The 13,761-nt window shown below is 29.6% G+C and carries 7 protein-coding genes and 1 tRNA gene; 6 read left to right on the top strand and 2 right to left on the bottom strand.

Annotated elements, in window-relative coordinates:
• Window positions 1-43 precede the first annotated feature (43 nt).
• Window positions 44-247, bottom strand: a complete 204-nt coding sequence (rpmI, locus tag RGRSB_RS01605) for a 50S ribosomal protein L35 (protein ID WP_119259547.1) — start codon at window positions 245-247, stop codon at window positions 44-46.
• A 1,082-nt stretch (window positions 248-1,329) separates the two neighbouring features.
• Here rpmI and leuS point away from each other — a divergent pair.
• Window positions 1,330-3,894, top strand: a complete 2,565-nt coding sequence (gene leuS / locus RGRSB_RS01600; protein WP_119259546.1) for a leucine--tRNA ligase — start codon at window positions 1,330-1,332, stop codon at window positions 3,892-3,894.
• A 1,304-nt stretch (window positions 3,895-5,198) separates the two neighbouring features.
• Here the strand turns inward: leuS and RGRSB_RS01595 are convergent.
• Window positions 5,199-5,492, bottom strand: coding sequence for a hypothetical protein (locus RGRSB_RS01595; RefSeq protein ID WP_119259545.1), 294 nt, complete (start codon window positions 5,490-5,492; stop codon window positions 5,199-5,201).
• A 33-nt stretch (window positions 5,493-5,525) separates the two neighbouring features.
• Here RGRSB_RS01595 and RGRSB_RS01590 point away from each other — a divergent pair.
• The 5 genes from RGRSB_RS01590 (at window position 5,526) to ald (ending at window position 12,097) form a co-directional block, all read left to right on the top strand.
• Window positions 5,526-5,598 (top strand) — tRNA-Ala (locus RGRSB_RS01590).
• A gap of 191 nt (window positions 5,599-5,789) precedes the next feature.
• On the top strand, window positions 5,790-5,930 hold the full coding sequence (locus RGRSB_RS09950; RefSeq protein WP_172582011.1) for a hypothetical protein: 141 nt from the start codon (window positions 5,790-5,792) through the stop codon (window positions 5,928-5,930).
• Between the two features lie 431 nt (window positions 5,931-6,361).
• The gene (locus RGRSB_RS09945; protein WP_172582010.1) at window positions 6,362-6,592 is read left to right on the top strand and encodes a hypothetical protein; all 231 of its coding nucleotides are present in this window, start codon (window positions 6,362-6,364) and stop codon (window positions 6,590-6,592) included.
• Window positions 6,589-7,617: an AI-2E family transporter gene (locus RGRSB_RS01585; protein WP_119259544.1), complete on the top strand. Its 1,029-nt coding sequence runs from the start codon at window positions 6,589-6,591 to the stop codon at window positions 7,615-7,617. The genes RGRSB_RS09945 and RGRSB_RS01585 overlap by 4 nt, the downstream gene beginning before the upstream one ends.
• 3,394 nt (window positions 7,618-11,011) lie before the next feature.
• Window positions 11,012-12,097 carry an alanine dehydrogenase gene (gene ald / locus RGRSB_RS01575; RefSeq protein WP_119259543.1) on the top strand — a complete coding sequence of 362 codons (1,086 nt, stop codon included), beginning with the start codon at window positions 11,012-11,014 and terminating at the stop codon, window positions 12,095-12,097.
• Window positions 12,098-13,761 lie beyond the last annotated feature (1,664 nt).

Genomic DNA, 13,761 nt, shown 5'->3' with positions numbered 1-13,761 from the left:
CATGTAAGTTAGGTTTCAGTGATTAGATTCTTGCATCTTTCTCTTACATATAAGGAAGCATTAGACGTACATTTGACTCATCCTGTTCGCTGACCAAAGACAGTTGGGATAAGCGACGATACTTGCGCTCCGAACTTTTGTGTTGTAACAGGTGGTTTTTAAAGGCTTTTCGACGAAAAATCTTTTTACCACTTCCAGTTGGACGAAAACGCTTAGCAGCAGCTTTGCGAGTTTTTAGTTTAGGCATGAACTAAGGACAAATTTGAAACAACTCCTCACTGTACCACAGTCCTACAGAATTGTACAAAGATGAATTTAGTCATAAAACTGAATAAATCAGAGAATTAGAATTAAATTGAGAAATAATAAGGGAGTATGAAAATTTGGCTCAAGATAACAAGCAGAGTTATAGATTGACAACTGTTGATACTTACAAAAATAAATTTACAGGTAGATATGTTATGATACATTTACATATCAATATCATTTATTTAATCGTTTTCAGGCAATCATAAATCTGGACAAGCATGAGCTAAACTTAATGAGTTTGAGATTGAGATAGATAACTACAATATCCTCAGTTTTTACTGACACTTTTTAGTTTAAAAGAAGAGATAACTTAGTCAGTGACAATTATCGAATTACTTATTTAAATATCTGTTTGGTTTTAATCAATTACATAAATATTCTATCCACGAAACTTAAAAATTATAAATTATATATGAGAGAAACAATATCTATTTTAAAGATAAATAAAGACTAAAATCAAGTATAAAATGACCTTATTTTTGGTATTTAGACCTTGAAACAATAAATTATTTAATCTCATTGATTTCATAATTTCGGCTTTTAAATTTTAGACTGAAACAATAATATACGATTATTGATCTTACCTTTACTCCTTCTATAAATTTATCCAAATAAATGAAATAAGAATGTTTTATATTAGAAATCAAACTATGTATGATAATAATTTTAAAGTATGATTAAGCATAACGTTTGCGCCGTTGAATCATTAACCGATGGTTTTGATTGATTTAAAAAAGAATGGTACGAAGATAAGGAAAAATAGTAAACATACAAAATATGTTTTGTAAACTATTAAGATAATTAACCTATTTAACATCTTAGCTATTATGAAATACAATCAAGTTTTTATTGACACTTCTACCAGATAGATGAACATTCATCTGGAATGACAGGAATTTTTAATTGCTTATCTCCATCAGGACAACAACTGATAAGAACTTCTGACCTGAAGACTTCGAACTTCCTCCGACAATCATGGATAATTAATTATAAGAAAATGTTAACGGTGGAGAAACATTCGTGGAGTCTCAATATAAGGCAGCAGCAATCGAACATAAATGGCAAGAAGACTGGGTTAAACGGGGATTAAACAAAACCCTAGAAGACAGAAATAAACCCAAATTTTATGCCCTATCTATGTTTCCCTATCCTTCGGGAAACCTACACATGGGTCATGTTCGCAACTATGTTATTACTGATGTTATCGCCCGTCTTAAGCGACTGCAAGGATACCGTGTCTTACACCCAATGGGGTGGGATGCGTTTGGACTTCCAGCTGAAAATGCAGCCATCGAGCGCGGTATTCCCCCTGCAGAGTGGACATATAAAAACATCGCCCAAATGAAGCAACAATTGCAAACTTTAGGATTGTCTATCGACTGGGACATGGAGCTTGTCACTTGTTCTTCTGATTATTATAAATGGACACAATGGCTATTTTTACAATTTTATCAAGCAGGGTTAGCTTATCAGAAGGAAGCGGCGGTTAATTGGGACCCCATCGATCAAACCGTGTTAGCGAATGAACAGGTGGATAGTGAAGGTTATTCCTGGAGGTCAGGTGCTAAAGTAGAACGGAGACAATTGTGTCAGTGGTTCTTTAAAATTACTGATTATGCGGAACAATTATTAAACGATCTCGACAAACTCCCTGGATGGCCTGAGCGCGTTAAATTAATGCAAGAAAACTGGATCGGCAGATCTTTGGGTGCATATTTAGAATTTCCTGTTAAAGGAAGTCAAGAGAAGATAGCTGTCTTTACGACTCGTCCTGATACTGTCTATGGTGCAACCTACGTGGTTTTAGCACCAGAACATCCCTTAACCACTAAAGTTACCACAAAAGAACAAGAAATAGCAGTAGACTTATTTACGAAGACAGTCGCTAATGAAAGTGAAATAGAACGAACTACAGAGGATAAACCAAAACGCGGGGTTTTAACGGGAGGAATTGCCATAAACCCTTTTAATAATCAAGAAATACCCATTTTAATTGCAGATTATGTCCTTTATGGATATGGTACAGGTGCAGTGATGGGAGTTCCTGCACATGACATACGTGACTTTAAGTTTGCAATCCAGAAGAAGTTACCTATTAAAGTAGTTATTATTCCCGAAAACTCAAAGGATACTAGCCCCATTCTAACAGAAGCATATACAGAACCTGGAATTATGGTTAATTCAGGTAAGTTTAATAAAATGAAGTCTACAGAAGCTAAAACAGCAATTGTTGAATATGCAGAAAGAGAAGGCTATGGCAAGGCTAAGATACAGTATCGTCTGCGGGATTGGTTGATTTCTCGTCAGCGTTATTGGGGGTGTCCTATTCCTGTTATTCATTGTCCTAGTTGCGGTGCAGTTGCGGTTCCTGATGAAGATCTACCTGTAAAATTACCAAAAAATATCAAAATTACAGGAATAGGTGCATCTCCTTTGGCAAAATTGGAAGGTTGGATCAATGTTGCTTGTCCCAATTGTGGAGAACCGGCAAAACGGGAAACCGATACCATGGACACTTTCATTGACTCTTCTTGGTATTATTTGCGCTACACCGATGCAAACAATAAGGAGGAAGTTTTTAACTTAGAAAAAGTTAATGATTGGATGGCCATTGATCAATATGTAGGAGGTATTGAACATGCCATTTTACACCTTTTATATTCTCGTTTCTTTACTAAAGTTTTACGAGATAGAGGGTTAATTAATGTAGATGAACCTTTTAATTGTCTCTTAACTCAAGGAATGGTACAAGCAATAACTTACAAAAATCCCAAAACAGGCAAATATATTCCCTCAGATCAAGTAAACTCTGATGATCCTAAAGACCCTAGTACAGGAGATAAATTAGAAGTCTTTTATGAAAAGATGTCAAAGTCTAAATATAATGGGGTTGATCCAGAAAAAGTGATTAAAAAATATGGAATAGATACAGCACGAATGTTTATTTTATTTAAAGCACCCCCGGAAAAAGATTTAGAATGGAATGATGCAGATGTTGAAGGACAATTTAGGTTTTTAAATCGAGTTTGGCGGTTAGTTGCTAACTATGTGAACCATAAATCTAAAACAGTTAGAAAAACTAATGAACTAACTAAAATTGAAAAGGACTTACGACGGGCAATCCATATAGCAATTAAAGAAGTATCTGAAGATTTGAAAGGAGACTATCAATTTAATACTGCTGTGTCAGAACTGATGAAATTGAGTAATGCACTTAATGAAGAAAGATGTTTAGATTCTGAAGTATATCAAGAAGGAATAGAAACTTTATTGCTTTTGCTTGCACCGTTTGCTCCCCATATTGCTGAGGAATTGTGGCATAATTTAGGTCATAAAAACTCTATTCATTTAGAAAGTTGGCCAAAACTGGATTCTGATGCTTTAATCATAGATGAAACTACCCTCGTTATTCAAGTCATGGGTAAAACAAGGGGAACTATTCAAGTATCACCAACTGCAACCAAAGATAAGTTGAAAGAACTGGCTTATAAGTCAGAAATTGCGCAACGCTATTTAGACGGAAAAGAAGTAACAAAAATTATTGTTGTTCCCGGAAAATTAGTTAATTTTGTGGTTAGTAAATAATATTACAAAGTGGACAATTATTGTCCACTTTGTTGAAGATTTTAATGTAAATAAAGAAAATATAATAATCCAAAGCTAAATAATAAAAAATCTATATTTAGAGTTTTATACCTATAACTTTACATGAGTCAATTATAATTGATTGTTAATGATAACACTAGTAATTAAGATTTTTTAAAAAAAGTAAAATGTAAATTTATTTGTTAGTAAATATATTTATATTCACTATTTATGAATATAAAATTAATTATGATTAACTCGATCTAATTAATATTTTTAATAGTTGTTATAAACATTAATCTAATATACAAAATTATAAATATGCTAACTAAGTAGCTATTTACTAAAAATTAGTTACAATATTACAACATCATGTTACAGTTTTTTTAAATTTTAGATATAAAAGTAAAACAGAAATAACTAAACATAGTTATCAACTAATTAACCCTATAAAATAGGAGGCAGTTATGATAAGAATGAATACAGATTATTGAGTAATTTTTATTTAAAATCTCCATTTCTTATCCCATTCTTTATCTTTAGCTTTTTAACTTAAAATTATTGCATATTAAGACAATAATGTATTTGTAAATATTAATAAAATTAACTCTCCTTAATAAGGAGAAATCAGGTACCATAAGAAGTTGATTTAAATACTACAAAATAATTTCAATAAAAGTAAAGATTCAAGGAATCCTAATTTATATAAATAGTATAGGAAGAAAAGCTTATAAAATTTAACTTTGGCGATATTTGCTGTTTCTTCAGAAAATCCAGTTTTTTATTTGAAAAACTGGAATATAATCATATTGTTGATTCTAAATTAATAGACAAAATTTATTAATTGTAAAAATACAAAAGATAGACAAAAAAATTACTATTTATAGTTTACATAGTACTTATATTTTTTAATTATTGTTAAATCTAAATATAGAAAACTAAATTATTAATATTGAATAATTAATTAGAAACAGTTAAATTGTAAAATCGAATGTTTATGGAATTTATATGGCAAAAGAATAAGTAGTTTAATAATGATAATAATCATTATTTTAATCTAACTCACAATAATTTTTAGTATATCAAGATAAGGTAGTAAATAACTAGTGAAAAACTAAAATTAGCAGACTATACAATAGTAATTCAATAATTACTCTTTTATCAAAGATAAACTATGAATATAGACATTACATTATATAGAGTTTAGAGCAATCTGTTAGAAGTACTTAATAGGTAAATTACAAATCAATTAACTAATTCAAGATTTGATACTAGATGAATATTAGAATGTTATCTATTACTATTCAAAAATAACGTTTCCAAACATATAATCCTAGATTAATCAACTGTATACTTTGTTGCAGTTTTTGAAGTTTCCAAGTTAGTTCTTGATAGAGTTGTCTAATTTGATAAGTTTGGAGTTGTCTACTCATAATCACGACAGAGACTTGCTCGAGAATATAATTGGTATTTCGTTCAATCTTTGTCGAGATTTTAGTAATTTTAACAAGGATACGGTTAACTTTCCAGAGGCGGAAAGCAATATAAAAATTAAGAATTGTTAGCAGAAAATTACAGACAACAACAAATATGAGCATTCAATGTTATGATAATAAGCTGTGAAACCTTATGGGGAATTAGCTCAGTTGGTAGAGTGTTGCGATCGCACCGCAGAGGCCAGGGGTTCGACTCCCCTATTCTCCATTTTAAACAACAATTATAAATAACTGGAACTAATTTTGTCACAAGATTTAATATATTATCGTAGGGTCTAGATTAGAGTTTTAAACTTCTAACATCTAATTTCTTAAATAGTTATTTTCGTAAATTTTTGTATTTTTTTTCATAAAAGACAATACTTGGTCCACTTAAGCCGGAGACTTTTCCTAGTGATTATGAAAAATCTTAAACCTTATACTTATCAATGGTCAACTTATATTCGCACTTCTCATTATAAACGGTGGTTAAATCCAGCTAATCAATACAAATATCGAATTTTAATTCTACCCCCAAGTGACCTAATACCTCCAGTGTAAGATTGGCCAACTACTTGTTATTAAAATTAATTTTAATCTCTCATTCTGTTTGCGTTATTTTAGTGGACTTGGCTAAGAATACTTAGTTTATTTTGGGCGTTTGTGATCATTACTTTAATCTTTTTTTACTTATGGATAATTGTATCAACTTATATGTATTTTGGGTTTAAAGCTGTTAACAATCTTTATGATTAGTAAAATTTTTTTCAGAAATAATAAAATCTTTTTTTTTTATCTTTACTTTTAGATATGAAAGATTTTAACGATACTGTTCATTTAGAGCTTGACTATATTGATGATTAGTTATTAAACTTAGACTTATATTTTTCAGTAAAGACTCTTAGGATTTTTGTATTTGAGAAAAGAGCCTATTAAGGCAAAAAGTAATAAAGATTGAATTTTAGTGAAATTTAACTAATGTAGACAAAACCATGAATATAATTGATCATCAAATTTGCTTTATAGTAAAAGTTTTGGGATTTTTGATCGTTCTTTTGATTGCCACTAAGTATAGAAAAGAACAGGTAGCGATTGCTCTCACCTCATTCAAAGTAACAATGCGAATTGACATTACTCCTCTGTCGATAATTTGTGTCCTAGTGTGTAGACTGAGAAATCAACCCTCAATCAATCTATCTATTGATAAGGATTCAATCAGATGAATTTTTCTCAATGGCTTGGATTTATAGTTATAGCTATTGCTCTTCATATTTTATGGCAAATCCGCCAACTATTATCGTTATTTTTTGCAGCTGTTGTGATTGCTAATGGATTGAATCATTTAGTTAAATGGTTCCAAGAGAAGGGCATAAGACGGAGCTATGGAGTTTTACTTTCTACGGGAATATTAATAGCTACTATAGTTGGTTTTTTTTGGGTTATTGTTCCTCCTTTTATTAATCAATTTCCAGAGTTAATTCAGTTAGTTTCTCAAGGTATTGAACAGTTAATCGTCAGCCTAAGAAAATTTATTTCTGAACTTGATCCAGAATGGATTCCTAATTTTCCCAATACACAAGAATTAACTCAACAATTACGACCTTTAGTTAGTCAAATTGCTGGACAGGGCTTGTCTGTATTTTACAATACTCTTGCCATTCCACTAAGTTCACTTTTATTATTAGCATTAACCCTGATGTTATTGACTAATCCTCAACCTTATCGCCAGGGATTTATTAGATTATTTCCATCATTTTACAGAAAAAAAATTGATAGTATTTTGTGTCAATGTGATGAAGCATTACAAGGATGGTTAATTGGCGTTTTATTTGATATTTTAGTGATTGCTTTATTAAGTTTTCTGGGATTATTAATATTAGGAATTCCTTTAGCACTATCTCAAGCTATGTTGGCAGGAATTCTTGCTTTTATACCTAATATAGGTTTTGTTTTAAGTGTTGTTCCTCCTGTGGCTATTGCTCTTTTAGAAAGTCCCTGGAAATCGATTATTGTAATTATTTTATATGTTTCAATATACCAAATACAAATTCACTTTTTAAATTCCTTAGTTATACGTAGAAAAGCATCTTTACTCCCAGCATTTATTCTATTATCCCAACTATTTTTTACAATTATTTTCGGTATTTTAGGATTTTTTCTTGCTTTGCCTCTAGCAGTAGTTAGTAAAGTTTGGGTGCAGGAAATACTAGTAACAGATATTTTAGATGTTTGGCAAGACAAATCATAAATAAGAGTATAGTTTGATATTTATCAACAACTTATTCTTAAGTCCATAGAACTCTAGACTATAAAATTATAGGTTTATCTTTAGTTATGAAATAGTTATATAGTTCAGTTATATTTAACTTAATAAGGCTACGAAAGAACGGGTTATTTATTCTCCAAGTAAGTACTTTTCTTGAGGGCTTAAATAAGTTAATAAAAAAAATTAACTATTAATAGCAATAAATATTACTTTTTTTTGAGGATAACATAACTGATAAAAATCTATTTTTTTAGAAATCACTAATTCTTATTATTTCTATTAACAAACTAGAGTGATCGTTACTAAATAAAACTGTAGCGTTAACTATTTTACTCAGAGAGTATTCAAAAAACTCTTAATATAATTCACATAGAAAAGTTAGTTATAGCTCTGATAAGGTAGTTTTAAAAAACTAAGATAATTGACAAACTAAACAATCTCAATGAAAATTATATTATCAATACTAATACTTGTAATAAAACTATAAACTTTAGTTATGTTGATATTGTTTAATTCAACTCCGCTTAACTATTTTTTTCCAATTTTAAATAGATTTAGGAATTAAAATTAATCTTTTAAAACTTGAGGTAAAGATAGCTTTTTAAAAAATAAATAGATAAGTAAAATTAATTATTTGTTATTTTTGATGATTCAATATTTTTCTATATTCAAAATAATTCAGAATATAAAAGAAGTTAAAATTTACACTGGATTAATTTTCTATTAATAAATTTTATCAAAACAACTATACTATTAATTGTTCAGCTTTAGTTGAAGCTAATTCAATCACTATTTTAACAAAGTTAATAATTGTTTAGCGCAAAATTAGTTTGTCGTAATATAAGAATAATTTTAGGAAAAATTAAAATTAAATTACTAATTATTTCCCTTAAAATGTCAAAAGTATTGTAGTAATCGACGATCAAAAAAAACCGATAAGTTAAAATTATTTTTATTCGCATAATTTAAATTACGATCTTGACCACAAAAATACGATATTTTTAATCATTAAATTCAATACTAGCTCAGTAAAAATTAATCACCCAACTAGCCTAAAATAACTCAAATAGTTCAAGAATGCTTTTTACAATCTTTGCCTATTCTATCAAGAAAACCCTTCCCTCGTAGACTCAAGAAAATACTCTATCGTAATAAACTAGTAAGACTAAAATGAGAAGTAAAAATAGTCATCTACTAGTTTTAGATAAAGATGGTGCTATTGTAGCAATACATGTAAACTAGAAAAATGTAACAGCGACATATCGTTCTATTCAAACTAGAATATATCAACAAGAAACCTAAATTAACTAATTTTTATGTCCTAATTATGCTATCGTCTCCTCGGGATTGTTCTATAAAAATTGAAAGAAAATTGGAAATCTAGCTAAAACCTTAATTTTAGCTTTTAAAGCTAAGTTATTATTCCTTCCGATTAGAAACTGTTGGATTAGATCATTTGTCTTACTTAAACCCAAAAGAACTTTTTTGTCCGTCTTAAAATTGATCCAATAACAAGAAATATTTCTAATTATCTATTAGAGTAAAAATAAACTTCAATTTCTATCAAAGTAGTGTAACAAGAAGAATTATTAAAAAATAATCATACCTTTTCAAAATAAGTGCATATGGTCTGTTATTTTATGGTCGCAGTAAAACTAAGTGTTGGTTTCACTAGCACTATGAGAAAAGAAGTTATCATCAGAAAACTCCACACTCACGCTAAAAGAGCTCTTTGGAATATATATCTTAATCTACAAATGAGAAATATTTTAAATACGAAACAATTACTTAGAGCGTGGTTGTGATTTCCCCGTTGTTTTATCCCATCAAGTGGAGAATAATTGGCGTCATACTTATCTTTCAATCCACTGAAATAAGACTTCTTCAAATTGAGAACTATTTGAGATAATTGCCCGTTTTGGTCTTCAACAAAGAGCTCTATTCTGAACGAGAATAAATATCAACAATGGTCTATGATGGAATTAATCATCATAGCAAAGTGAGGATCTATAATAATCGAAACTTAAATCATGATCCTCCATATCGTTTAATTTTGTTAAGTGTTATTCCTCTTGGTTTTCCTGAAACTTAGAAATCTAGATAGTCGTAAAAAGGTTTGAAATGTTTACCTTGCAATCTTTTTACGATTGCAGAAGCCGAGTTTATGAAGTTACAGAATACCGTTTAGAATAAGAGGTTTAGAATTTTTTGGCTATTAGTTTAGTATTTTTAGTCTAAAATATTCAGAATCAATAGAATAAAATTTAGTACAAATAAATCCCCCCATTTTCTTGTAAATTAATGGCTCGATGTCCTAAAAAGCTCAAATCCTTTCTACTGATTATGTCTCTTTTAATAATGACGATGATTTTATTATCTTTTTCTACTTCCACATTGAATCTAAGAGTTAAGGGATTATTAGGATCAACAGAAATAGTTGGATAAACAACAATATAAGCAGATTGACCAAAATTTTTTAAGGTTCCTAATCCTCCAGCTTTAAGGGCTTAAGGATTGGTTAATTTTAGATCAGTTAAATCATATTCTAAGGGTATTTATGTTTTATTTTTTAATAAAACTTCCACCTAACATTTAATATCAAATATATCTACAGGTTGCCAATAGCCAGGCTGATAAGTCTCAGCTGACAGGTTTTAAGCTAGTATCTGACGGGGAAAAGTTATCGTAAATATTGCTAATAAAGTTGCTATTTTTTGTGAATTTAGTTTCATGGAAAGAACAACTTAAATAAAAAAATGACGTTTGCTACGATAACACACATTTCAAAGAAATTATAGAAAAATAATTTTTCCTTAATCTTTAATCTTAATCTAATTATTTATTGAAAAGTAAATATAGAAAGATAGAAATATAATTTTTTTAAATTAACTAAATTATCTGCTTAAAAAGCATAAAAACATATAAGAGAATACGTAAAAATCTATGGTTTAATATCTATGCTTCAACAATAAAAGATTAAAGAATTATCAATCTACTTTTAGCAGACATTAGAAACATACCAGAATAAGCTTTAAAAAATGTTAGATTTTATGACTATACGACTGAGTGTTTAAAGTATCTTTAGATTAGCTTAAACATTTCAATGCCTATGCGTGCTCGATTGCCTTTTTCAAAGCAATCGAGCACGCTATGATGACACCAGAGGACTTAACAAAGGAAATATCCGTTTATCTATAAAAACTGTTGGTCAACTGTCAGTTTTTTAAGTGTTCTGAAGGTTGTTATTGACAACATCAATCTATTTGTTCTTTCTGAATCACTTAGACTCAGTGATTATTACTTCTATAAATGATCCCATCAGCTTTAATTCTCGTTACATTATGATAAATAACATTTATTTAGAATGAGGACAACAATGGAGATAGGCGTTCCTAAGGAAATTAAAGACCAAGAATTTCGTGTAGGGTTGAGTCCCAGTAGTGTTAGGATATTGCATGAGCATGGTCATCTTGTCTTTATCGAAACTAATGCAGGAATGGGTGCAGGATTCTCCGATATGGACTACCAAAGAGCAGGAGCAAATATTGTTCCCACCGCAATCAGTGCTTGGGACAGAGAATTAGTGGTCAAAGTTAAAGAACCTCTCCTCGAAGAATATCCTTATTTAGATAAACCCCAATTATTATTTACTTATCTTCACCTAGCAGCCGACCGTTATTTAACTGAAACATTGATGGACTCAGGAATTACTGCTATCGCTTATGAAACTGTAGAATTACCTGATGGCAAACTTCCTTTATTGACTCCTATGAGTATCATTGCTGGGAGGTTAGCGGTACAATTTGGCGCAAGATACCTAGGGAAACAAGAAGGAGGACGAGGAGTTCTGTTAGGGGGAATTCCCGGAGTGCGTTCAGGTCGTGTTACTATCCTAGGAGGTGGTGTCGTCGGAACTGAAGCGGCTAAGATTGCTGTAGGAATGGGTGCACAAGTACAAATTCTCGATATTAATATTGACCGCTTGTTTTACCTAGAAACTCTTTTCGGATCGAGAGTTGAATTACTTCACAGCAATACACATAATATTGAGTCGATTGTTCCCCAAGCGGACTTATTAATCGGAGCGGTATTACTTTTAGGAAAACGTGCCCCTATTTTAGTTTCACGAGGATTAGTAAGCACAATGAACCCAGGTTCAGTTATTATTGATGTAGCGGTAGATCAGGGGGGTTGTATTGAAACTTCACGAACTACATCCCATACTGACCCGACCTATCTTGAGGAAGGAGTCATTCATTTTGGAGTTCCTAATATGCCTGGGGCAGTTCCTTGGACAGCTACCCAAGCTCTCAACCATAGTACCTTGCCATATGTAATGAAATTAGCTGATCACAGTTTAGATGTGTTGGACAAAGATGTTGCTTTAGGGAAAGGCTTAAATGTTAAAGGAAATCGTGTAGTGCATCCAGCTATTTTAGATGTTTTTCCTGATTTAAGGTAAATACTGAAAACAGTGTACTTTTATTAGCTTCCACAATTTTTTAAGAAAACAATCAAGCAAAAAATAGCTAAGATACCTATCAAGGAGTAATTAGAAAGTTGATATCATGTTAGCTATCAGTTAATATTTATGGTGTTTCAACTAATCTATTTGGTTTGTATTAATCGGCAGACTCAAAATCTATATATTTTGGGTTTTAGCTGAAAATAATGAATATTTATGGTCTGAAACTGTACTAAATGAGAGAGTGTTTTGATAAATAAAATTGATTTTAGTACAATGAACAATGCTTAATTGAGAAGGTATTTTTTAGAAAATCGTTAAGATAAAAAAGTGTTCAGGAATGTTTAGATAGATTCAGTAGATATTGAAAATCAATTATTATTAATCTAAATAATTCTAATTTTTGCGATACTATTTAGATAGTAATTTTGCAAAAAATAGAATTTTATAAAAATATTTAGAAAACTAATAATTCAATTGCGCACACCTATATCTTTTATATCTTTGATATAGGTGTGCGCAATTGAATTACTTTAATAAAGTAAACATATTTATAACTTCTATTTGGAGCCTTCTAGTAAGTGATAAAAATGAGGTATTTAAACTTAAATTATTTTTTACGAACTTAATATAAACCAAGAACTGGATATTTTACTTTATAATGATGATCGAGCATGAGGTTTTCATAGTTATGCTGAACCTGCTATGTAAAAATTAAAAATATAAAGACAAGGTTTGATTATTAGTCATAGGCTTATAAAAAATAATTTTTTTATATAAATGGTATTATTGTGGGGTTTATTTCTGAATAAAATTATGCTCAACTCAATACCTTAACTTAATTTATACCTATGACATCAAATACTCAATTTAGTCTAATGAACGAGATTCTAAATTTAGAAAAACTCACTATTATCCATCATCAGATCTTAAATAAGATAAGAATAGTTCAATTTTTAAAAAAAAATAGACTCGACAGCAACTTATATTGATTGTGGTTCTGACACCAAAAAAATTGATTAAAATAATGAATTAACTATAAGATATTTTTCTTAGTTAAAGAAACCCATCTATCTCTCTAGAGAGCGTTGTTAAACGATATATCATTAAGGTAAAACACATATATAGAATAGTCAATTTCTTAAAAAAAGAAATGAAAATATCCTGAAATATTTAAAATAAAAATTATTTAAGATATCTTAAAATAGTAATATTAATATTATAGCTAAAATAAATGAAATAGGTCAATAAAAAATAGAAACAAAACTTAAAGATTTAGGTAAAAAATTATAAATATAAAAATTTATACGTTGAAATAATTGATAATATATTCGTGTTTATAATCATGTTCATCATAGTTTAAATCATCTAGTAGAACATATCTATGTACAGTTATTTATTTATATTGAAAAGCTATTTAGCTAACTATTAGATAATATTAGGAATTTTTTGGGGTAAAAAATAGTATCTAAAATCTTACAATCTAGATAAACTACTATAGCTAATTACCGTCTTATTTAACTTATGAGAAGAGACTTTCTTCTAAGTTTTTTAACTATAACCATATTTGTTGACTATTTAAAGCCAATAAATATGGCTATATTTAACTTTAAAATGCTGAAAATAAGCTAAGTTCTAAGAAAGTCTTACTTGGTAAGTAT

Origin of the sequence: cyanobacterium endosymbiont of Rhopalodia gibberula (genome assembly GCF_003574135.1) — a bacterium.
Lineage (GTDB): Bacteria > Cyanobacteriota > Cyanobacteriia > Cyanobacteriales > Microcystaceae > Rippkaea.
Note: the sequence above shows the minus strand (reverse complement) of the source record. Positions and strands in the feature narration are given on the sequence as shown.